This window comes from Planifilum fulgidum (genome assembly GCF_900113175.1).
Lineage (GTDB): Bacteria > Bacillota > Bacilli > Thermoactinomycetales > DSM-44946 > Planifilum > Planifilum fulgidum.
Map to the genome: position 1 here is coordinate 1 of NZ_FOOK01000030.1, position 21178 is coordinate 21178.

Here is a 21178-nt window from a genome sequence, read left to right on the forward strand (position 1 = left end):
GCCCTGTTCCCGGTATTTCCGCATCCAGATCTTTAATCGCCCCACATCTTGAATCCCCAGCTCTTCAGCAATCTTTGCCTTGGGAATGCCCTGAAGCCTCATTTCCACTGCCTTCTTTTTCAGTTCAAAGCTATATGTCTTGAATTTCTGTCCTTTTCTTGCCACGAAAATCACCCCTTAAAGTAATTTTCACAGGGGTGTTTTCCTGTGTCTACTTTAAGGGGTGCACTTCACCGTCCGCAGGGTTTTTTGCGTCGTGTTCCGATGACGAAGGGCCGTTTTCTGGAGATACCGACCGGAAAAGAAGGAAGGCAGGGACCCGGAGGCTTTTCAGAACGGGACGGGCGCTTCAAAAGCCGTTGAAGGGGCGGGCGGTTCGCGAGCGCAGGCCGGTGATCGTCGCGGGATTGAGCTCTTCCGCCGCGGTATCCGGCATGTGGGGCCGGGGACGAGGCGCGAGAGCACCCGTTTCGGCGGCGGAAGGTTTTCTCAGATCGCAGGGGTCCGGTGAGAATGGCCGGCTCCGGACACGCCATGCACCGGGCCGGCGGTGGAATTTCCCCGGAGTTCGGCGGCACGACCGCCGCGATTTTCCCTCCTCCCCTTGAGGCGGAGGAGACATGGCCGATGGCCGCCGCCGGGATTTTCAGCGGGTTTTTTTGCGGGCGGAATGCCTCACCGCCGACGCCGTCCGCGACAAAAATTTTTGATCCCGGCCGCTCCGCGGTTTTTTCATATTGAGCACTTTTTCTTAGACCAGTAAGATGAATCCGTTCAAATGCCGGGAAAAAACGGATTTTCGCGAGACGTTTCATCAAGCTCCCCCGGGAGCGGAAGCGTTTGACGAAAGGCGGAACACGTCGGGGTGTGAAAAATTTCGGAAGCGAGTCCATGCGGTTTTTTCGTTTCGATGCGGAAATCCGGCACATGATTAAGCGGTTTGGAAGACGGAAGGTGGGGGGTTCGCGAATTGTTCGCTCGGAGGGGCTCTTCCAGGAGGGGTGCATGCATTTTGATCCGGCGGTGTCATCGGTTTTCATCCGGCAGGGGTGAATCAGCTGTTTCTGGTGGTGTCGGGAAGCGGTCGGGTGCGCGGCGAAGCATCCGACAGGGTTCCGATCCGCGCGGGTGAGGCGGTTTTTTGGGAGGCCGGCGAAGGACACGAATCGGGAACGGAGACGGGCATGACCGCCATCGTCATCGAAGGCTCCGTTCTGAATCCGGCCTGAAGGGCCGGTGACGGTGGATGGCTTCGGGTGCATGCCGCTTCGTTTCGCCGCATGCAGCGGCGCTCCGCGGCAAACCTCCCGCCGTCGGGTTCCGATTTCAGGCTGTTCCTAAGGAAAAGGTGCAAAAGAAAAGAGCCGGAGAGGACTCTCCGGCTTGGAAAGTGGCGTCCGATCACGCGCGGAGGCATCACCCGCTGACCGCCGCTTCCTCCTCGTGCAGCAGGCGCCACAGCCGCTCTTTGCACCGGAGGAAGGGTTCCTGGGTGACCATCCGGCGGGAGCGGGGGCGGGGGAGATCGACGGTGACGATCTCCTTCACCCGGGCGGGGCGGGGGGTGAGGACATAGATCCGGTCCGACAGGTAGATCGCCTCGTCGATGCTGTGGGTGATCAGGCCGATGGTGTGCCCCAACCGGTCCCGGATGCTCAAAAGCCAGTCCTGCATCTGTTCCCGGGTCAGGGCGTCCAGGGAGCCGAAGGGTTCATCCAAAAGCCAGAGATCCCGTCCGGTCACCGCCGTCCGCAGGAGGGCGGCCCGCTGCCGCATGCCCCCGGAGAGGCGGGAGGGGTACTCATCGGCGAAATCCGTCAGGCCGAAGACGGGCAAAAGTTCCCGGGCCTTCTCCCGGGCCTTCCGGCGGGATAGGCCCTGGACCTCGGCCCCGAGGATGGCGTTGTCCAGCACGGTCCGCCACGGAAGCAGGCAATCCTTCTGCATCATGTAGCTGACGTGGCCGGTGCGGCCGGTCACATCCCTTCCGTCCAGGGTGACGGTGCCCCGGTCCGGCACCTCCAGCCCGCTCAGAATGTTGAAGATCGTGCTTTTGCCGCAGCCGCTGGGGCCGATCAGGGAAACGAATTCCCCGGAGCGGATGTCCAGGTCGATCCCCCGGAGGACGGGGAGGTCCCCCGCGGGAATGCGGTAAGTTTTATGGATGTCGCGAAGGCGCACTTTCATCGCGTGTTCCTCCATCGTCCGTCCGCCGTCATTGGGGCAGGAATTCGTTGGTGAAAGCCTTGGCCGGGTCGATCTTTTTCTCGATCAGCTTGTGTTTCCACATCCAATTCGTGAAATCGACCCATACTTCTTCCCTTTGCACTCCCCAGGCCGGCGAATCGGCCCGATACTGTTTGCTGATCCACTGCTGGGATTTCCGGACCAATTTGGGATCCGATTCGGGAACGGCCTCGATCAGGATGTCGGCCGCTTCTTCGGGGTGGTCGATGGCAAATTCGTATCCCTTTTTCACCGCCTTCAGGAACTTTTTGATGGTATCCGGATCCTTCCGGATCATCTCTTCGTTGGTGATGATCGTCGGCGTGTAGAAATCGAGGACGGGGTCCAGATCCTTCAGGTAGATGACGTCCAGGGGAACCTTCCGAAGCTCCGCCTCAATGCCCGTCCAGCCGTAGTAGATCCAGGAAAAGTCGATATCCCGCTTGACGGCGGTGAAGAAATCGGCCTGGCCGATGTTGACGATGCGCACCTTGTCTTCCACGTTGTCTGTTTTGACGCCGTCCAGCTCAAGCACCGTCTGGATGAAGGCGTTCTCGATCGGCGTTCCCCACCCGCCGTAGGTTTTGCCGACGAAATCCTTGGGCGAGCGGATCTTTTTCCCTTTGGGGGCGGCGAATCCCGAGGTGTTATGCTGCAGGATGGCCGCGATCGACACGATGGGCACTCCCTGGGCCCGGGCCTGGGTCACATATTCCTGGGAGCTGATGCCGAAGGGGGCCTTGCCGGCACCCACCAGTTCGTTGGCCGAGGTTTTGCCCGGGGTGACAATCTCCACTTCCAGCCCCTCTTCGGCAAAATAGCCCTTGCTCTGGGCGACGTACAGGCCCGTGTGGTTGGTGTTGGGCAGCCAGTCCAGCATGATGGTGACTTTCTTTTTGCCCCCGGACGGGGAATTCTCGTCGGAAGTCCCGCCGCACGCCGACAAAACCAGCGTGAGGACCAGCATGAGAATGGATGCGGTGCGGATGCTTTTCCATCGTTTCATCGTAAGTTGCGCGCTTTTCGGCAGAAAGGCCGGGAAAGCCGCTTTTCCCTCCTTTTGCTGAAATTATTTTGCCGACTGGTCGTTTCGGCTTTGTTTCCAGGGAACCGCCAACCGTTCCAACAGGCGGATCAGGAAAAACAGGAGCCAGGTCCAGAAAGTGATGGCCAAGATGGCCACGAAGACCCGGTCCGCGGCGAAGGAATGCTGCGCCCGGACCAGGAAGACGCCCAGGCCCACATTGGCCCCCAGCCACTCGGCGATTACCGCCCCGAGGACGCTGTAGGTGGCGGCGATTTTCACCCCCGAAAAGAAGGCGGGCAGGGCGTGAGGGAAGCGGACCATGCGGAAGATCTGCCAGGAACTGGCCCCCATGGACCGAAGCAGCCGAACCATGTCCGGATCCGCCGAGCGGAGCCCGTCCGCCGTGCTGACGACCACCGGGAAAAAGGTGACCAGGGCGACGACCAGGACCTTGGGCAGCAGGTCGTACCCGAACCAGAGGATGAGCAGGGGAGCGACGGCGATGACCGGCACCGTCTGGGTGCCGACCAAGAGGGGATATAGCCCCCGCTTCAGCCAGGGAGAAAGCTCCATCACCATCGCCAGCAGCCACCCGGCGGCGATTCCCGCCGCGAAGCCGAGGGCCGCCTCCTGCAGCGTCGGTCCCGTGTGGCGGAGGAGGAGGGGCATGTCCGCCGCCAGGGTGCGCAGGATGTCGGTCGGGGCGGGAAGAAGCCATTTTTCCACGCCGGTGAGCCGGACGCCTCCCTCCCACAGGATCAGCAGGAGAAGGAGAATCGACACCGGCGGTCCGATCCTGCGAAGGTGCCTTTGCCACGGAAGGATGGGCACGCCGGTCACCCCTTCCGGTATTTGCCCACTTTTTCATCCCAGTTGAGCCCGGAGGGCTTGTAGTCGATTTTGACGATGCTGATCACCCGATCGCTTCCCGCGGCGATCACCGCCTCCTGGGCCCGCTTCACCACGTCCATCAGCTCGTCGTAGTCTCCCTCCATCGTCGTGTCCAGGGGTCCCACCTCGTAGCGGACGCCCGATTCCCGGATCACATCGATCGCCTTGTCCACCAAGGCGTAGATTTCTTCATCGGTTTTTCCCCGGGGCAATATCTGCAAGCTGACGTTGGCATTCGCCATCCGATCACCTCCCAAAACGTAAAAAAGCCGACCCGGTTTTGGATCGGCATGGCCCACGAGCACTCTCCACCCGTCAAACGGATGGAAGAGGCAAATTCCCTGCGCTGGCATTATCCAGATCAGGTTCGGCGGGTCGGTGCCGATCCGGGCACCCTCTCAGCCGGGCTTCCCCCAGCTCCCCGTTGCCTATTCAGTTTCAGCTACAACATACCACATGTCCCGCGGGTTGACAATGCGTGTGCACATGGGGATTTTTCCCGGTCTGATCAAAAAGGCCATTTTGCTCCGCCCTGCCAACCGGTGTTCCTTTTTTCGAATTGAAATGGAAACGGTCATTTGAAGTCCCGCCCCGCGGCGGGGGGATCGCCATCCGGTTTCCATGCCCGCGACACATCGACAAACCGGTCGCCTTGAAGGAGGGGAACCTCCCCGAACGCATCCATTCGGGCGCAGAAACGGACATCTTCCGCAAAGCCGCGCAAGCGGAGTTCCCTGCCGCCGGCGCAATCCCAGATCAACTCGGCAAGGGAATTCCGCACGGATCGAAAAGCTCCCATAAAGACCCGGGCTTTCGGTGAAAGGCTTCTTCTCAGCCGGGACAGGATCGCCCCGGCCCCAAATCATCCTCGATTCCCGGACGGAGGCGGTTTTCACCCTCTCGGGCATCCGCCCATTGTACACCGCACGGTACCACCGTGATGTCGGTGCCGGTTTGGGCGTGGATTCGTTCGGCTGCGTCGTCAACCGCCGAGACGTTGAGCAGGGACCGACCAACAGGGCGGACGCCTTTGCGGCGGCCGCGGAACACGCCGCTCCGTTCAGGGAAACGGGGGATAAGGAGGGGCCGCCCGGTTCGGCGGCCTCTTTTCGGTCCGCGACGAGGGCGGCTTTTCGTTTTTTCGCAAACCGTTCCGCTTGTCCGTCCCGGGCCGGCGGTGGGGAAAGATCCACGGCGTGAAGTGGAACGCCGTGACGACGGTGGAGGAAAAACTCAGGACATCGACAATGACGGTGATGTCTCCCCGTTCGGCGGCCTCCCTAGCTCCCCGCAGTCCCCATTCCACCCGGCACATATAGGGGGATTGGCTGTACACGAACCGCTACCTCCCGTCTCATAGAAATGGGGATGTTCTTCAGTCCATCCCACCGATCAAGCGGATTCGTTGTGGTCCGGGCAAGAAACCTCGGGCTGAAGCTGGTGAATCTTTCGGCGCGGTTGATTAACACGACCGTCTGGTTGAAAGCGGCCGCTTTCGCAAATCGAAAGGTCCCGCGGGCCGATTGTCCAGAGAGGGAGGGCCGAACCATGCGGACATGTTGCCACCCGGTGTTGCTCGCCTCCTTTTCATAACGATGCTGATGCTGACCGGCCGGAGTTGAGCGGGGCAGCCTGCATCCGTCCGGCGACGGATGAGAATTCGGCCGCGATCCGCGACACTTTGACGCGAGGCGGAACGCGCGGAGAGCGCTTCGCATCGGCCGGCTCTAAAGGATGCAGTGATGATCATAAGTCCAAAAATGGATTGCCCGCTTTTTATGACGGGTGGAATTGCCCATGCCATCGAAGTTCGGCGGTTCGGCCCGGATGAGTTGAGAAAAAGGCGGGATTGCAGCACGATCCCCGAAGGACGAAATCAACGGGAACGGCGCTTGCACCGGGGTTTCCTTCTCGTTTTGAAATAGCCCTTCCATGCAAAACGGATGCATACAAAAGGACAGCCGGTTACATCACTTCGGTTGCCTTCACTTTTCCGGATGCGCAGGATTCAGGCTTACGCAAGTTGCCTGATCTTTTCAGGCAAGATGGAGGCGTAGTTCCCAAATTGGATCATCTTGCGAAAATGGATGGAAACATCGCAGGTTCGGTTGTGCCCTCCCGTTTTCGCTGCGAACCGGAGACGGCGAAAAGTACGTGGCCGTACGGGATCAGCGAATTCTCGGCTGTTTATCTTGCTGGCCCGTGATATTTTTCTCCGATGGCGGAAACCATAATTAACCGGATGCGGAATAAAGGAGGGAACTTGCGTGATCCATCGAGGATTGATCGGAGCGGCAGCGATGTTGGCGGTCCTGGCGGGGGCCGTGTGGAGCGTCGAAACCTGGGCGGCAAAGGATGCGGAGGGAGCTGCCGCATATCGTGAAACCCGGCAGGTCCGGCCCCTTTCCACCCGACCTCCCTCCGGTGAGGCGAAGCGGGAGATGGAGGAGCGAATTGCGAAGTATCTGGGCATCTCCCGCGAAGAGGTGGCAGCATTGGTCGATCAAGGGGTGAAGCACTGCGACCTGTTCCCCGCCGCGGCGATCGCCAAGCTGAGCAACCGGGATCTGCGGGCGGTGCTGGAGGAGAAGACGGAGCAAAAAACGTGGCGTTCTGTGGCGGAGGATCTGGGCGTGGATGCGGAGCAATTCCGGCGCGAGGTGCATCGCATCCTTCCCGCGGCGGCGAGAAAGGGAATTTGGCTGGACCACCACCCGGAGGTGGTTTCCAAGAGCATCGCCGAATATTTGAAGATGGACGAGAAGAAACTGGAGGCGATGATCAAAAAGGAAAAAGTGCGTCCCCGGGAATGGTTGAAAGCGGCCGTACTGTCCAAAATCAGCGGCAAGCCGCTGGGAAAAGTGATGGCCATGAAGAAAAAGAGCAGCTGGTTGGAAGTGGCCACCGACTTGGGCGTGTCCCGGGAGGAAATCCGGACGGAGATGAAGCGGTTGAGGAAAATCCTGAAAAAACACGCCAACCGGTGGGATGAAGAGCACAGGGAAACAGGAAGAGAAACGGGGCAGATACCATCGCATCGGCTGAGTGAAAATTTGTTGGGTCGGGTGCCGGCATAGCGGCACCTTTTTTGTCGTCTGAATGCGCGTTTGAGGGAAGAAATCTCCCGGCGCGGCCGATCCGTTCCACAGCCCGGTTTAACCCCTTCGATGGCGAATTGCTTCAAACGGCCCCAAACAATGCACCAGGGTAATCTCTCCCCGGTGGCCGTGTTTGTTCAGTTCAGCTTCATGGACGGGATGTTCTTCAATATCCAATGTTTCCACCTTGTCAATTTCGCCCGGAAATTCGGTTTTGTCGTGCATGGCTTCGCTTCGATGCTGATATTGCCGTGGATTGTGGCATAAGGCTTCAGAAGGGCATCTGAGATTATTCTTTGCTCCGGCAGGGAAACCGTTCCCTTGGGGATTCGGATGAAATGGTGTTGGTTCCGAATGGAACAGCTCACGTACAAATCCCATGTTCCCTCCCTGGCGAAGGGACGTGTGGAGAATTCGCCCTGAAAGGAGAAGGTGTTTGCGTCTAGCCGTTCCGTTGAGAGCGGGAAGTATTCATCCATCGGCATGGACCGCTCACGAATATACAAGGACAAGGAAGGTTCATCCTGAAGATCCTGTTTAAAGGTCAGGGACCCGGCAATATGGATGTCGCTGGGGCCGTTCCATTCCATTTGGTCGACAGCGCAAATCGGTTTCTTCACCCGGACCCTTTGCTCGCTCTGCCTGAGGGCCGATTCGTAGACTTGCATCCACTGATCCACATATCGGTCTTCACTGAGGACCTCCGGGGTTTTCCTGGCCTCCTGTCCCAGGGATTCTCTCAGCCCCGGATCGGTGAACAGTTTCACCATGGCATCGGCCAGTCCGTCGATATCGCCGGGTTTCACCAGAAGCCCGTCCACTCCGTTGCGGATAATGGTCCTGGGACCGTAGTTCACGTCGTAAGCGATTACGGGGGTGCCGACCATCTTGCTCTCGATGATGGACAGCCCGAAAGCCTCCTCGGAAGAGGGCAATACGGAAAAGGCCGCCCTTGAAAACACACCGATGGCGTCTTGCGTGATGCCGCAAACTTTGACGTGCTGCTCCAGTTCCAAATTCCGGATCAGTTTTTGGTAGTCTTTTTCCTCCGGTCCGTGGCCCCAAATTTCCAATTTTGCTTGCGGAACCTTTTTCACAACCCGTTTGAAAGCCCGTATGGCGTGATCCACGTTTTTCAGCTTCACAAATCTTCCCACGTAAACGCAAGTGAAGGGCTCCCTCTCCACGTCCGGCCTCGGTTGAATCCTGGGAGCGCAGTGGGGAATGACGTGGAAGGTGGATCGAGGGCCGAATTGGCGCTCGACATCTTTTTTCTGGAGGTCGGTGGTAAAGATGACGGCATCAAACTGATCCACTTTTTCCAAAACCGTTCCGTGGACCTCTTTTAACGGCGCACCGTAGGTGTAGGGTTCTTGCAGATGAAGGGAATGAAACATCTTGATTTTGACGACATGGGGATGATTCATCTTGAGAAGGATATAATCCGTATTTTTCTTTGAGACATCCGTTTGAAAGATCGCCTTCGGATACCGGTCGGCGATTTTGTGAAGCCAATGGAGCTTCAGCGCCAGGACGTTCGGGAAGGTGTCGATGAGGGCCCCGTCCCGGTCAAACCAGTTCACCTGGATGCACTTTTTGGTTTTCGGGTTGTACCGGTACTCCAGAAAACAGCGTCCCGCCTCATCCAGGAACCGCTTTTGTCGGGGATTGGCGGTGTCCCGTTCATAATCGACGATCTGTCTGATGCGACCTTTCATGTCGAAGTGTTCACGGCGGAGAAGAACCCGGTTTTCATCGAAGTGGTCGATGAAGCTTAACCGCCCGTCGGCATCATACTCTTTATATTTGACGAGTTTGCCGTTTTGATACAGGTAATAGCCGTTTGTCTCCGGGTCGGGTTCAAGGTCGAATCCTTCTTCTTCCGCGGGATGATCGATCATAGGAGCATCGTCCGCCGCGACGGTCTGAAAATCGTCGTTTGTCTTGTGGGAGAGGTATTCAAACAGGTTGAGAACGGGGATATCGGGATGGAGGAGGTTTAAACGGATCATTTCTCTTCGAATAAAGTCATAGTTGGGATTGAAGTTGAGAGTGAGAATGGATATTTGACAATTCCTTTTTTCGCGAAGAAGCTTGGCTCTGGCGAGCACGTTGCGGGTTCCCCCGCCTCGGGTGTGGCTGATGGAGTTGAAGAGGTAGAAAATCGGCTCCCTCATGTTAGCCACCCTAACTTGCATTGTGATGCGATACGATTTTACCATATTATAGTAGGTTCATGTTAAGTCAAAAGGGCAAAGGCGGCCTTCTTGGATAAACCCGACGTTGTCAGCCGTGCCGAGTGGGGAGCGGATGAATCGCTTCGCTACAATTCAAACGGTACGGAAAAGTGGCCGCGGGAATATGATAAAGTCATCCATCTCGTCGTCCACCACACCGACACGCCTGTGAACGATCCCGATCCTGCCGCCCGTGTCCGTTCCATTTGCTATTACCACACGGTGACGCGAAAGACAGATATGCAACCATCTGAAGTAGCACCGGGACGCCGGATGAAACGGCTGAACTCCCGTGAAACGGTCTCTGTATTTCACAGAGGCCGTTTCCTTTGCCTCAGGATGGTCGCTTTCCCGGGACGAGGTTCGGGCTTTCCGGTCGGTTGTCGTGAAGAGGCGACGGGATGGGGGAGGAGATGAGCGGATGGCCGTCCGGTTGGGATTTTATTTCACAAAAAAGCAATAAGTTTTGCTTCGGTTTTTTCTCGCGCTAAACTAATAGAAAAAGGAGGTGTCTCTGGATGAACACATATTACCCGCCGGCCTTTCAATCAAAGCGGTTTCATTGCATGTACTGCCATGTGCTGGCCGAGCAGAACTGGTTCAGCATCAATGCAAAAAACCGGTTGTGGCGGTGCGTGTGCCATCATTGCAAAAACGAGTCGGTGTGGATAGAGATCAAGAAGGGTGAAGGCCGCATTTTGCATCCCGACATCCTCCAGGGCCCACCCCCCCACGATGAAATGCCGGAAGCGGTGAAGGAGTTTTATCTGGAGGCGGCGTCGATTGTATCCAAGTCTCCCCGGGGCGCTTCGGCTTTGCTTCGTCTGGCCTTGCAACGGCTGATGAAAGAGTTGGGCGAAACGGGGAAAAGCCTGGATGAGGCCGTCGCCTCCCTCGTTGAAAAGGGTTTGCCGGCGGTTGTGCAAAAGGCGTTGGAGCATTCCCGGGTGATCGGAAACGAAGCGGTCTCCCCGGGGCAATTGGATTCAAAGGATGACCAGGCGACGGCGATGCGGCTGTTTGACCTGATCAATTTCATCGTGGAAGACCGGATCACGCGCCAAAAGAAGATCGAGGCCCTTTATCAGAGCCTTTCCGGTTGAAGCGAGGAAGCGGAGGTCCGCAAGAAGCGTCCGCATTTCGGATGCGATTGCTGTTTCATTGCCATGGGACTATTTTTGGTTTTTTCCGTAATGCCGAAAAGGGAAAGGGAGAAGCCCCTTTGGGCTCTCGGGGTGGGGGCTTCTGGGTTTTGAAGCAAAAAAAGAAGGCCCGCATCGGGGCCGGATGATCGGATGGGACCGATTTGCAGCGCCCACCGCCAGGGAGCGGCGGGAAAATCGGTCCCTTCTTGTATGCGAGGGCGGTTTCCGACGGCGGTGAAGCGTTTTTCCTTTTCAGGCCTTTACGGGCGGGCGGGGATGCATCCCCGCCGTTTCTCCTCAGTTTTCCCCAATGCCGTTTCCACCGCCGCCTCCGGTGTTTCCGCCGCCATCTCCGCCGCCGGTTTCGCCGCCGCTGCCGCCGCCATTTCCGCCGCCACCGGGATTCCCGCCGCCGGTTTCGCCGCCGCCATTTCCGCCGCCACCGGGGTTCCCGCCGCCTTCACCGTTGTTACCGCCTGGGTGGGGGGGCGGGGAAGTGTTGTCGCCGCCGTTGTTACCTCTGCCGGGATTCGGTTGCGGCCGGGAATCGGGCGGTTGCGTGCCCGGTCCGGGGGTGTGGGGTTTTTCCGGTCCTGGATTCCAGGACGGTCCGTCGCTTTCGGGAGTGGAAGGTCCTTTCTTGGTGGGCCCCTCGAAGGATTTCGGCTTGAGTCCGGCATGGATCTCGGACATCACTTTGTGGAAGATCCGCGCCGGATAATCGCCGCCGCTCAGTTGGACCCGGCTGCCCTTGTCGTTGTAGACCATGGTGGCCATGACGTAGCGCGGGGTGTAACCGACGAACCACGCTTCCTTGTAGTTCTGGGTCGTTCCCGTCTTTCCGGCCACTTCCCAGCCGGGGATCCGGGCGTTCTGCCCCGTTCCTCCCTCGACGACAAACTTCAGGATCTTCGTCATGATCCGGGCCGTCTGCGGACTGAACACTTTCCGCTGTTCCGGTTCCTTTTTCGGTTTCACCTCGTCCCCGTCCCAAGCCTCAATCTTGCGGATGGTGTGGGGCTCGATGATCTTTCCGTCATTGGCGAAGGCGCTGTAGGCCCCCGCCATCTGAACGGTGTTGACTCCCTCGGTGAGGCCGCCCAGGGCGAGGGGAGCCAGGTAGCGGTCCTCCTTCTTGATGGGGAGTCCCATTTTTTTGGCGTATTCCGCTCCGGTCTTCACTCCGACCACTTCATGCAGCAGACGGACCGTGGCGGCGTTCAGGGATTTGGCGGCCACCGTGCGAAGGGGGACCCACCCCGAATAGGTTCTCGAGTAGTTTTGGGGCGACCAGCCGTTGACGGTGATCGGCGCATCCAGGACGCGGGTATACTCCGTGTATCCTTTTTCCTCGACGGCGGGGGCATACACGCTGATCGGCTTGATGGAGGAGCCCGGCTGTTTCGGCAGCAAGGCCCGGTTCAGGTATCCGCTCAGATAGTTGCGGCCGCCGCCGACGGCGACGATTTCGCCGTTTTTCGGGTCAATGATCGTCGCTCCGGCGTCCAGGCCGGAATGGGCCTTGAGGAGAGGATCGTTTTTCAGCGTGTTTTCCAGGGTTTTTTGGGCGGAGGGAATCAAACCGGTGTAGATTTTGTAAGCGCCGCTGGTCAGCTCCTGTTCGTCCATGCCGTAGCGTTCGGCCGCTTCGTCGATGACCATGTCCACGTAGGCGGCGTACTGGTTGTTCTTTTTGTATTTGGAGAGATACTTCCGGTTGACTCCCAGTCCCTTTTTCTGGTACTTTTTATTTTCCGCTTTGCTGATGAGTCCGGTCTCTTCCATCACGTCGAGGATGGTGTCCCGGCGATCCTTTGCCTTTTTGGGATGCAGGTAGGGGTTGTAAGATCCCGGTGCCTTGGGGAGACCGGCCAAGAGGGCGATTTCGTGGGGTTCCAGCTCCTCTTTGGTGATGTCCTTGTCGAAATAGATCTTGGCGGCCATTTTGACGCCGCGGACCTGGTTTCCGAGGTAGATGTAATTGAGGTAGGCTTCGAGGATTTCGTCCTTGGTGTAACGGCGTTCCAGGTTCCAGGCGATCAGCGACTCCTTGATTTTCCGGCTCAGTTCTTTGTCCCGGTCTTGCAGGATGGCGTTCCGTGCGACCTGCATGGTGATGGTCCCGCCGCCCTCCACCGCGCCCATGGCGAGGAGGTTGCGCACCGTCGCCCGCCCGATGCTTTTCCAATCCACGCCGTTGTGTTTGTAAAAGCGCCGGTCTTCGACGGCGACAAAGGTTTGGATCAGCAGATCGGACTTGATGTCCTCCAGCTTGACGTATTCGAAGTGGGTGTCGCCGAGCTGGACCACTTTTTTATTTTGCCTGTCATACAAGGTGGAGGCGAAGTTCATCTTTTTCATCGATTCCAGATCGTAAACGCCGCCGGTCAGGAAGACGGCGGAACAGCCTCCGGCAATCAAAAGCAAGGAGGTGGTCAACACGAGGAACCACCATTTTTTCCCCATGCTTTTCCGCCACAGTTTCCACATCAACTGGAGTTGTCTCATGCGCAAACGGCTCCCCCCTTTCGGTTCCCCTGTACACCCATCTCTTTCTATCCGCAAACGGCATCGGCTTTTTCCCATGCCGGACGACAAAACCCATGCGTTGCGAGGAAACGCATGGGCTTTGCGCAAATGACATCCTGAGCTCCAACCATCATCCATTGTATGTGGTTGGGGAGGTTTTCATCACAAAGCAGGCGTTGAAAAAATCCTTTTGCAGATGGAGCATCTATGCAAAGGGTCCATACGTTGTGCAACGGCAAGGAGCAACATGAAACGCTGTTCCCCAACGGTTTCCGACTGAGGCCGAACGCCCCCTAATTGTTAATTCTACCCAAAATCCGGTGAAAAGCAAGAGTACGGAAAAGGTTTTAATACCCCTGCAAGGTGGACCAGACTTCCAGTTTGGTTTGAACCTTTCGGATCACCTCATCGGTAAACTCGGTGGTGGTGGAGCTGCCTCCCAGGTCGGCGGTCCGCGTTCCCTCGCGGACGGCTTCGATGGTCGATTCGTAGATGGCCCGGGAAGCGGTGGATGCCCGGGGATCGTTGAAATAGGTGAGCAGGGAGGCCGCGGCCAGGATCATCGCCATCGGATTGGCGATGTTCTTGCCGAAGAGCGTCGGCGCCGTTCCGTGAGGCGCTTCGGCCATGACCACTTTTGGGCTGAAATCTTCGTCGAAGCTGAGCAGGATCGATTCGGCGCCCGCGATGGATCCGAACAACTGCAGGACCAGGTCGCTCAGGCAGTCCCCGTCCCGGTTGAGGGCCGGGATCACCATCGGTTCGCCCGAATTGTTGAGAAGCAGGGCGTAGGTGGCGTCGATCAATTGGGGCTCGTAGGGCACCTCGGGATGCCTTTTGCTGGCGGCGTCCATTTCTTCCTTCAACATGCCTTCGTAGACGGGGCTGACGGTAAATTTGGGGCCGCCGAAGACTTTGGCGTTCATCCGCTTGGCGTGCTGGAAAGCGAATTCCGCGACGGCGCGGCAGGTTTTCCGGTCAATCCGCTCCGTCCGAAACGCCGCCTCCTCCATTCCTTCTCCCTCGCGCCATTCCTCCGCGCCGTAGGCGTCGCCCACCGCCATCCGGATGACGGAAATGGGGGCATAGGTGCCGGCCACCGGGCGCACTCCGGGAATCCGCCGTCCGGTGCGGACGATCACCTTGCCGTCGATTTCCCGGCGCAGGATGGCGTTGGGGCTGCCCACATCCCCCTTCTCCTCCGGCGTGATGGTGGCCGCCTTGAGACCGAAGCCGGCTTTTTTCATCGCCTCCGCCGCCTCATAGACCACCTGGTTCTTGGTTTTTCGCCGGTTTTCCAAACTGAGGTCGAAGAACTGAAAGTCGATTTCAAAACGGATGACATCGGGATGAAGCACCCGGAGGGCCTCCTCCAGGAGCTCCTGCCCGGTTTGATCGCCTTTCATGACCACTACGGTTTTTCGCTCTGACAACGTCGATCACCTCAACTACTAATGCTACCCCCAAACCGTGACGGGAATCAAGAAAAACTGCCGGGGAACGATCGCTTCATCCTTCCCGAAAACCCGCCCAATTTTTTCCGGCCTGGTTCCATGTCCGTTACTCCGGGGGCGAAGGGCGAATGAATTGAAAAAAAAAACGGTGTGGAAAGGAGCCGCTGGAATGAAGCTGCAAAGACGTTTGACGCCCTTTGTCGATCCGCTGCCGGTTCCGGGGGTCTTAAGGCCGGTTGCCAGAAAACCGAACTTTACTTTTTATGTGGTCCGCATGATGGAAGCCTTCCAAAAGCTGCACCGCGATCTTCCTCCCACCCGGATCTGGGGGTATGAGGGAAAATATCCGGGACCCACCATCGAGGTGTGGAGGAACGAACCGGTCCGGGTGCTTTGGCTGAACCAACTTCCCAAAAGACATTTTCTTCCGGTGGATCAAACCATTCACGGAGCCCGTGGAAACCCGGAAGTGAGGACGGTCGTCCATGCCCATGGGGTGGTGTCCCCTCCGGACAGCGACGGCCATCCCGATGCCTGGTTCACGCGCGGGTTCAGGGAAACCGGCCCCTTTTTCCAGCGAAGGATCTACAGGTATCCCAACACCCAGCGGGCGGCGACCCTCTGGTATCACGATCACGCTCTCGGCATCACCCGGCTCAACATATATGCCGGGCTGGCGGGATTTTATTTGATCCGCGACCGCGAGGAGCTGTCCCTCAATCTTCCCAGGGGCAAATTTGACATTCCCCTGGTCATTCAGGACCGGTCCTTCAACCGGGACGGTTCGCTTTTTTATCCGAGAAGGCCGCAATCCGCCCCCCGCGGGATTCCAAACCCCTCCATCGTTCCGGAGTTTTTTGGCGACACAAATCTGGTGAACGGAAAAGTATGGCCCTTTCTGGATGTGGAACCCCGGAAATACCGGTTCCGCCTGCTGAACGGTTCCAATGCCCGTTTTTACACGTTGCGCCTCAGCTCCGGTCAGCCCTTCATCCTGATCGGGACGGACGGCGGGTTGCTGACGCATCCCGTCCGGGTCCAATCGCTCACCCTGGGGCCGGCCGAGCGCGCGGATGTGATCCTCGACTTTTCCGGCTACAGAGGGAAAACCGTCACGATGACCAACAGCGCTCCGGCTCCCTACCCGGACGGTGATCCCGTCAATCCGCGAACGACGGGGCTGGTCATGCAGTTTCGGGTTCACCGGCCGCTCAGCTCGAGGGATACTAGCTCCGTTCCCCGGCGCTTGAGCGCGCTTCCGCCCACGCCGTTGAGCCGGGTGAGCAGGGTGCGAAATCTCTCCTTGGTGGAGAGCACCGACCGCTTCGGCCGGCTGCTTTTGCTGTTGGAGAACAGGCGTTGGTCCGATCCGATCACCACCCGGCCGCGCCTGGGAAGTCTCGAATTGTGGCAATTGATCAATACTACTCCGGACACTCATCCGATTCATATCCACGAGATTCATTTCCGCATCCTGAACCGCCAGCCTTTTGATGTCGACCATTTTAATCGGACCGGAAAGCTTCGGTTCACCGGTGCCCCGCTCCCCCCGTCTCCCGATGAACGGGGACTGAAGGATACGGTCCGCGCCCATCCCGGACAAGTGACGCGGATCATCCCGCACTTCGGGCTCACTTCCTTCACCGGGGAGTTTGTCTGGCACTGTCACATTCTGGAGCATGAGGATTGGGAAATGATGCGTCCCTACCGGATTGTAAGAGGATAGCCCCGGATGAAGGACCGGGAGGAATCCAAGGAAACGGAAACCGGATTCCGGAAGTGGGAGGCGATTTTTGTCGCCTTCACCCGCTTGCGGTCGAGGTGGAAAATCGCCGTTGGTTGATCCGATCCCGGCGCGACGCTCCAGAGCTTCCTTTTACAGGCCCGGGGGCAGAGTTATAATGAGGAACAAGAGGGAGTTGGAGTTTAAAAAAAGGAGTGGTTGAGTGAAGGGCGGTTTTGTCGCTCGAGGCGTGTGGATGTTGACGGTTGTCGCTCTTTTGTTCCTGATTCCGGCATCATCCCCCGTCGTGTCGGGCGACTTCAAGGAACCGGATCGCGACTGGGTGGAAAGGCGCATCCGGGAAATGACCCTGGAGCAAAAAGTCGGCCAGATGTTCATGGTCGGTTTCGGAAACCCGGGAGATCAACCGGCTTACGAAATCAACGACCAGATTCGCACCCTGATCCAGGAAAAACATGTGGGTGGAGTCATTCTCTTCGGGCGGAACGTGGAGTCGCCGGAACAGGTGAGAAAGCTGACCGGCGAGCTGCAGAAGCTGGCCTTGTCCTCCCCTCCGGGAATTCCCCTCCTTGTCGCCATCGACCAGGAGGGGGGTCCCATCATCCGGATTCGGGAGGGGGTCACCCTTTTTCCCGGGAACATGGCGCTCGGAGCCACCCGCGATCCGAATCTCGCCTATGAGGCGGGAAGGATCGCGGGGATGGAGCTGAGAGCCATGGGGATCAATATGAATTTGGCTCCGGTCGTCGATTTGAACAACAACGCCAGGAATCCGGTCATCGGTGTCCGCTCCTTCGGGGAGGATCCGTCATGGGTTGCGCGGATGGCTGAAGCCAACATCCGCGGCTATCATGCCGGAGGGGTTTTGACCGCGGTGAAACATTTTCCGGGGCACGGGGACACCGCCGTCGATTCCCATGTGGATCTGCCGACGATTGCCCGGGACCGAAAGCGGTTGGAGGAGGCGGACCTGGTCCCGTTCCGGCGGGCCATCGCCCAAGGGGCGGATGCGGTCATGTCCGCCCATGTCACCTTTCCCGCCTTTGAACCCTCGGGATTGCCGGCGACCCTGTCCCGCCGGGTGCTGACCGGTTTGCTCCGGAAGGAACTGGGTTTTGACGGCGTGATCATGACCGATGATATGGAAATGGGAGCGATCGCCAAGAGGTTCGGATCGGCGAAGGCGGCGGTCCGGGCGATCCGGGCGGGAGCGGACGTGGTGTTGGTCTGCCACACCTTGTCGGTGCAAAAGGAGAGCATCGAGGCGGTGACGCAAGCCGTCCGAAGCGGAGAAATTTCCGAAGAGCGGATTGACCGGTCGGTCCGCCGGATTTTGAAATTGAAGGCGAAGCTGCTGGGATCGCAGTCCGTCTCCGGCGACTCGCTTGCGGAGGGCCCGATTTCGGAACGGGTCGGCCGGAAGGATTTTGCCGAGGTCGCCCGAACGGTGGCGCAGAGGGCGGTGACCCTTGTCCGCGATGACCGGAGGCTCCTTCCCCTCGATCCCCAAAAGCAGTCCCGCCTTCTCGTCCTCTCGCCGGAAGGAGCCTCCGAACTGGGCGATGCTTTGAAAAGGCAGGGATTTGATCCGGTGGTCCGAAACATCAGTCGGTCGCCCGGGGGACAGGAGATCCTGGAGGCTTCCCGGATGGCCGTTGAGGCGGATGCGGTGATTATCGGAACCCTCCGCGCCCAGATGCATCCGGAACAGGGGGACCTGGTCCGGGCGCTGCAGGCAACGCGAAAGCCGGTCATCGTGCTCGGTCTGGACACGCCCTACGATCCGATGGCCTTTCCCGAAGAGGGCACATATCTGGCCCTCTACAGCTCCCTCCCCGTCTCCCTGGAGGCGGCGGCCAAGGCCGTGGCCGGGAGAATTCCCCTTTCCGGGCGCCTTCCCGTCACCATCCCGGATATGTATCCCCTGGGCCACGGGCATGATCGGGAAATCCGTCAGGGGGTGGAGTGAGGGGCGCTTTTCGGTTCGCATCCGCCTGCGCGGATGCGAACCGTTTTTCTGCCCAAAAAAACGAGCAGGGCCGGCCCGCTCTTACAGGATCAGTTCGTAAATGACGTTTTCCCCGGGTTTTGATGCCTTGATCTTTCTACCCTGTTGTTGATGGGACACGCACCAGCTGTACACCTTCAAAGCGGCGCGCATCACCTGAGCGTAGGAGGTGGCTTCCGTCTCCGCCTTGAGCCTTTCCAAGTCGGCGAAGGAGCTGGGTGAAAATTCGATCTGAACCTTTTTGCCCACGATATTCCACTCCATTTCCGCCGTTTTTTTATTTATATGGAAACGGTGAAAAACGTGTGAAACAGGTTTGACCGGTGGGGAAAAAGGGTATGTAGCGTTCCATGGCCGCGGCATGTCTAATCGGGGGCGAGGTTACATATATATGGGACAAAAAGGTTCAAATGAGGTAGAATATGAGCAAAGAAATTGTGTACGCCCTGCTGGCGGCCCTCAGTTTCGGGATCGCTCCCTTGTTTGAGAAGTTGGGACTGGCCCGCACGGACCCGACGATCGCGCTGTTTATCCGCGCCTTTGTCACCATGGTGTTTACCCTGGGCTTTCTGGTGGCCTCCGGAAACATCGCCGCCTTTGCGAAGACCGATTTCCGCTCCGTGATCTATGTCATCCTGGGCGGCGTATTCGGCGTTTTGTTTGCCCAGTATTTCTACTTTCGGGCGCTGGAGAACGGCGAGGTGGGGCGGGTGATGCCCATTGTCGGCAGTTTTCCGGTCGTCGCCTTCCTCTTTTCCGTCCTTGTTTTCGGTGAAGCGGTCACCCTCTCGAAAGTGGCGGGCATCATCCTGGTGGTCGTCGGGGTCATCCTGCTGGGGAACCAATCATAGGGAGAGATGGGCAATCATGGACGACGAAATCCTTTCCATCACATCGGTGGAAAAACTGGAGGACCTGCTCCGGGATCATCGGAAACGAGGGGACCGCCTGCTGCTGTTTAAACACAGCACGGCCTGTCCCATCAGCGCCTCCGCCTTCGAAGAAGTGCGCGCCTTTTCCCGGGAAAAACCGGAGGCGCTGAAGATGGCGATGGTGCTGGTGATCGAGCACCGCGCGGTTTCCAACGCGATCGCGGACCGGTTCGGCGTGGAACATCAGTCGCCCCAGGTTCTTCTGATCGAGGGGGACCGCGCAAGATGGCACGCGTCCCATTGGGACATTACCCGGGATCGTCTGCTGGAGGCTGTCGCGGACAAGCCTTAAGGTGAAAATATGTGGAAATGATCCCCCGGCTGTGGTCTTTCGGCCGCGGGTTGGATTACAATCGGCAATGAAAGTTTCCGACAGGCTCAGGAGGTTGCAAATGAGTTCCAAAACGGATGTGTCCAACAGTAGGAAGTTTGTGGCGGATGAATTTATGGAGCGGCTTCAACAGCACCGGCGATATCTGTATCACATCGCTTATCGCCTGACCGGAAATTCGGAGGATGCCAAGGATTTGACCCAGGAGACCATCTGGCAGGCTCACCGGAAATCGAACAAATATGTCTATGAAAAGTCCCTGAAGGCTTGGCTCCGGACGATGATGACCAACCTGTTCCGGGATCTGAAGCGGAAAAAAAGTCTGAAACTGGTAGCGCTGGAAGACGCGTTTATACATTCGGAACCTCCTCTCTCGGTGGGCACCCAATCCGTTGAGGAGCAGGTGGAGAACCGCCTCCTGCTGGAGCGGGTGAAGGAGGAGATATGCGATTTGCCTGAAATTTACCGCCGCGTCATTGTTTTGCGCCATTTCCATTCGCTTTCCTATTCGGAGATCAGCGAACAACTGGATATTCCCGAGGGAACGGTGAAAACTCAGCTGTTCCGCGCGCGGAAGATGCTGAAGGAGCGATTGACCAAGAATGATTGAGGAGATGACCGGGGAATGTCTTGCCGGGATATGGATCGGCTAATCCAACTTTATGTGGATCGGGAACTGGACGAATCAGGCGTTCAACTCCTGCGCGAGCACGTGGCCGGCTGCACTGCCTGCAAGCGAAATCTGCAAGAGATGGTGGCACTGGTCAACACCCTGGAGGAGATACGGACCCATGTTCGCATGCATTCCGCTCCCGCTTCCTTGATATGGATGAAAAGGGCGGCCGTCTGTTTGTCGATCGCGGTGTTGATCTACCTGGCTCCCTTTGGTGCGTTGCCCTGGTTTGCCGACGAGCCGCAGATGGCGGTCAACCGCGGCGAGTCGGGCATTTCCCGGGAATTGCCCGAAGCGGCGCCGCACAAGGTGATGGTTTTTGCTACCCAGGGGGAAACCTTGCACATTCCCCAGAGCGACTATATTCGCGTGGTGAGCCCCAAAAAGTTCGATCCGGAGTCCGGAACCGAGACGGTGTGGATTTACCCCAGCGCCATCCCGTTTTTTCTGGAGGACGACTCCTCCTGGTACACCCGGATCAAGCGGTTGGTTTTTGTCAGGGTGCCGGATGACCGGACCTTCAAAACCCTGATGTCCACTTTTGGCATCGGTTTGGATCAAGGGACGGAACAGTTGGGCGACACGGCTTTTCCCACCTCCGTCATCATCACTCTGGGAAAAGAGCCGAAACTGACCACCTTCACCTTTCCGGAGCAGGAGCAGGAAATTTCCCGGTGGTTTGAAAAGCTTTCGGCGATCCGCTGACCGCGGAACAAGGATAAGGTGTGAGTCGGGATGCGCTTTGAAAATCCGTATGCCGGGGTGGTCCGTTGACCGCTCTTTTTTATTGGGCGGGTGGAGGGGAATCGGGCCGTGAGTGGAAGGGATTCCGGCACCTAAGCGGCGTTGTGGGGCACAAAAAACGCGCAATTCCCGCAGGTTT

At 58.1% G+C, this 21178-nt stretch carries 20 protein-coding genes and 1 riboswitch; of the genes, 9 read left to right on the forward strand and 11 right to left on the reverse strand.

The genetic code is table 11. From position 1 onward, the window contains the following. On the reverse strand, positions 1-174 hold a 174-nt coding region (locus tag BM063_RS18185), incomplete at its 3' end, for a terminase gpP N-terminus-related DNA-binding protein (RefSeq protein ID WP_342713741.1). 875 nt (positions 175-1049) lie between these two features. On the opposite strand from BM063_RS18185, the gene BM063_RS18040 reads away from it, so the two are divergent. Next, entirely contained in the window at positions 1050-1229 is a 180-nt protein-coding gene (locus tag BM063_RS18040; protein WP_245752285.1) for a cupin domain-containing protein, read from the forward strand. A 187-nt stretch (positions 1230-1416) separates the two neighbouring features. On the opposite strand, the gene BM063_RS13980 is transcribed toward BM063_RS18040, so the two are convergent. From BM063_RS13980 to BM063_RS18050, 6 genes are all read right to left on the reverse strand, one after another. Further along, positions 1417-2187, reverse strand: a complete 771-nt coding sequence (locus BM063_RS13980; RefSeq protein WP_092040299.1) for an ABC transporter ATP-binding protein — start codon at positions 2185-2187, stop codon at positions 1417-1419. A 28-nt stretch (positions 2188-2215) separates the two neighbouring features. Further along, the gene (locus BM063_RS13985) at positions 2216-3232 is read right to left on the reverse strand and encodes an ABC transporter substrate-binding protein (protein WP_092040302.1); all 1017 of its coding nucleotides are present in this window, start codon (positions 3230-3232) and stop codon (positions 2216-2218) included. A gap of 63 nt (positions 3233-3295) precedes the next feature. After that, positions 3296-4084 carry an ABC transporter permease gene (locus BM063_RS13990; RefSeq protein WP_245752286.1) on the reverse strand — a complete coding sequence of 263 codons (789 nt, stop codon included), beginning with the start codon at positions 4082-4084 and terminating at the stop codon, positions 3296-3298. Between the two features lie 5 nt (positions 4085-4089). Then, on the reverse strand, positions 4090-4386 hold the full coding sequence (locus tag BM063_RS13995) for an MTH1187 family thiamine-binding protein (RefSeq protein WP_092040305.1): 297 nt from the start codon (positions 4384-4386) through the stop codon (positions 4090-4092). 77 nt (positions 4387-4463) lie between these two features. Beyond that, positions 4464-4578: riboswitch (TPP riboswitch) on the reverse strand. A 140-nt stretch (positions 4579-4718) separates the two neighbouring features. Further along, a complete protein-coding gene (locus tag BM063_RS18045) occupies positions 4719-4991 on the reverse strand; it encodes a hypothetical protein (RefSeq protein WP_342713754.1) in 273 nt (90 codons plus the stop codon). 213 nt (positions 4992-5204) lie between these two features. Beyond that, the gene (locus tag BM063_RS18050; protein WP_245752288.1) at positions 5205-5480 is read right to left on the reverse strand and encodes a hypothetical protein; all 276 of its coding nucleotides are present in this window, start codon (positions 5478-5480) and stop codon (positions 5205-5207) included. Positions 5481-6411: 931 nt separating this feature from the next. Between BM063_RS18050 and BM063_RS14010 the strand changes: the two genes are divergently transcribed. Next, positions 6412-7221 carry a hypothetical protein gene (locus BM063_RS14010; RefSeq protein ID WP_092040311.1) on the forward strand — a complete coding sequence of 270 codons (810 nt, stop codon included), beginning with the start codon at positions 6412-6414 and terminating at the stop codon, positions 7219-7221. A gap of 158 nt (positions 7222-7379) precedes the next feature. Here the strand turns inward: BM063_RS14010 and BM063_RS14015 are convergent, their stop codons facing one another. Next, positions 7380-9419, reverse strand: coding sequence for a glycosyltransferase (locus tag BM063_RS14015; RefSeq protein ID WP_177199176.1), 2040 nt, complete (start codon positions 9417-9419; stop codon positions 7380-7382). 578 nt (positions 9420-9997) lie between these two features. On the opposite strand from BM063_RS14015, the gene BM063_RS14020 reads away from it, so the two are divergent. Next, positions 9998-10582 (forward strand): DUF4145 domain-containing protein, encoded by a 585-nt coding sequence (locus BM063_RS14020; protein WP_092040316.1) that lies wholly within the window; start codon positions 9998-10000, stop codon positions 10580-10582. A 339-nt stretch (positions 10583-10921) separates the two neighbouring features. On the opposite strand, the gene BM063_RS14025 is transcribed toward BM063_RS14020, so the two are convergent. Both BM063_RS14025 and BM063_RS14030 read right to left on the reverse strand, forming a co-directional pair. Further along, the gene (locus BM063_RS14025) at positions 10922-13132 is read right to left on the reverse strand and encodes a transglycosylase domain-containing protein (RefSeq protein ID WP_245752293.1); all 2211 of its coding nucleotides are present in this window, start codon (positions 13130-13132) and stop codon (positions 10922-10924) included. Positions 13133-13500: 368 nt separating this feature from the next. Beyond that, positions 13501-14559 carry an isocitrate/isopropylmalate family dehydrogenase gene (locus BM063_RS14030; protein ID WP_092040384.1) on the reverse strand — a complete coding sequence of 353 codons (1059 nt, stop codon included), beginning with the start codon at positions 14557-14559 and terminating at the stop codon, positions 13501-13503. A gap of 217 nt (positions 14560-14776) precedes the next feature. On the opposite strand from BM063_RS14030, the gene BM063_RS14035 reads away from it, so the two are divergent. Both BM063_RS14035 and nagZ read left to right on the forward strand, forming a co-directional pair. Beyond that, on the forward strand, positions 14777-16333 hold the full coding sequence (locus tag BM063_RS14035; RefSeq protein ID WP_092040387.1) for a multicopper oxidase family protein: 1557 nt from the start codon (positions 14777-14779) through the stop codon (positions 16331-16333). A 253-nt stretch (positions 16334-16586) separates the two neighbouring features. Next, positions 16587-18320 (forward strand): beta-N-acetylhexosaminidase, encoded by a 1734-nt coding sequence (nagZ, locus tag BM063_RS14040; RefSeq protein WP_245752289.1) that lies wholly within the window; start codon positions 16587-16589, stop codon positions 18318-18320. Between the two features lie 81 nt (positions 18321-18401). On the opposite strand, the gene BM063_RS14045 is transcribed toward nagZ, so the two are convergent. After that, the gene (locus tag BM063_RS14045; RefSeq protein ID WP_143085369.1) at positions 18402-18608 is read right to left on the reverse strand and encodes a hypothetical protein; all 207 of its coding nucleotides are present in this window, start codon (positions 18606-18608) and stop codon (positions 18402-18404) included. Between the two features lie 173 nt (positions 18609-18781). On the opposite strand from BM063_RS14045, the gene BM063_RS14050 reads away from it, so the two are divergent. The 4 genes from BM063_RS14050 (at position 18782) to BM063_RS14065 (ending at position 21000) form a co-directional block, all read left to right on the forward strand. After that, positions 18782-19210 (forward strand): EamA family transporter, encoded by a 429-nt coding sequence (locus tag BM063_RS14050; RefSeq protein WP_092040325.1) that lies wholly within the window; start codon positions 18782-18784, stop codon positions 19208-19210. Positions 19211-19226: 16 nt separating this feature from the next. Beyond that, on the forward strand, positions 19227-19583 hold the full coding sequence (ytxJ, locus tag BM063_RS14055) for a bacillithiol system redox-active protein YtxJ (protein WP_092040327.1): 357 nt from the start codon (positions 19227-19229) through the stop codon (positions 19581-19583). Positions 19584-19683: 100 nt separating this feature from the next. Then, the gene (locus tag BM063_RS14060) at positions 19684-20232 is read left to right on the forward strand and encodes an RNA polymerase sigma factor (RefSeq protein ID WP_177199178.1); all 549 of its coding nucleotides are present in this window, start codon (positions 19684-19686) and stop codon (positions 20230-20232) included. A 15-nt stretch (positions 20233-20247) separates the two neighbouring features. Next, positions 20248-21000: an anti-sigma factor family protein gene (locus BM063_RS14065; protein ID WP_092040334.1), complete on the forward strand. Its 753-nt coding sequence runs from the start codon at positions 20248-20250 to the stop codon at positions 20998-21000. Positions 21001-21178 lie beyond the last annotated feature (178 nt).

Bases quoted from the DNA above. Each gene is read 5' to 3' on its own strand.
- BM063_RS14020 (WP_092040316.1), top strand. From the start codon at position 9,998: ATGAACACATATTACCCGCCGGCCTTTCAATCAAAGCGGTTTCATTGC.
- BM063_RS14050 (WP_092040325.1), top strand. From the start codon at position 18,782: ATGAGCAAAGAAATTGTGTACGCCCTGCTGGCGGCCCTCAGTTTCGGG.
- BM063_RS14015 (WP_177199176.1), bottom strand. From the start codon at position 9,419: ATGAGGGAGCCGATTTTCTACCTCTTCAACTCCATCAGCCACACCCGA.
- BM063_RS13985 (WP_092040302.1), bottom strand. From the start codon at position 3,232: ATGAAACGATGGAAAAGCATCCGCACCGCATCCATTCTCATGCTGGTC.
- BM063_RS14025 (WP_245752293.1), bottom strand. From the start codon at position 13,132: ATGAGACAACTCCAGTTGATGTGGAAACTGTGGCGGAAAAGCATGGGG.
- BM063_RS14030 (WP_092040384.1), bottom strand. From the start codon at position 14,559: ATGAAAGGCGATCAAACCGGGCAGGAGCTCCTGGAGGAGGCCCTCCGG.
- BM063_RS14065 (WP_092040334.1), top strand. From the start codon at position 20,248: ATGTCTTGCCGGGATATGGATCGGCTAATCCAACTTTATGTGGATCGG.
- nagZ (WP_245752289.1), top strand. From the start codon at position 16,587: ATGTTGACGGTTGTCGCTCTTTTGTTCCTGATTCCGGCATCATCCCCC.
- BM063_RS14060 (WP_177199178.1), top strand. From the start codon at position 19,684: ATGAGTTCCAAAACGGATGTGTCCAACAGTAGGAAGTTTGTGGCGGAT.
- BM063_RS14035 (WP_092040387.1), top strand. From the start codon at position 14,777: ATGAAGCTGCAAAGACGTTTGACGCCCTTTGTCGATCCGCTGCCGGTT.
- BM063_RS13995 (WP_092040305.1), bottom strand. From the start codon at position 4,386: ATGGCGAATGCCAACGTCAGCTTGCAGATATTGCCCCGGGGAAAAACC.
- BM063_RS13980 (WP_092040299.1), bottom strand. From the start codon at position 2,187: ATGAAAGTGCGCCTTCGCGACATCCATAAAACTTACCGCATTCCCGCG.
- ytxJ (WP_092040327.1), top strand. From the start codon at position 19,227: ATGGACGACGAAATCCTTTCCATCACATCGGTGGAAAAACTGGAGGAC.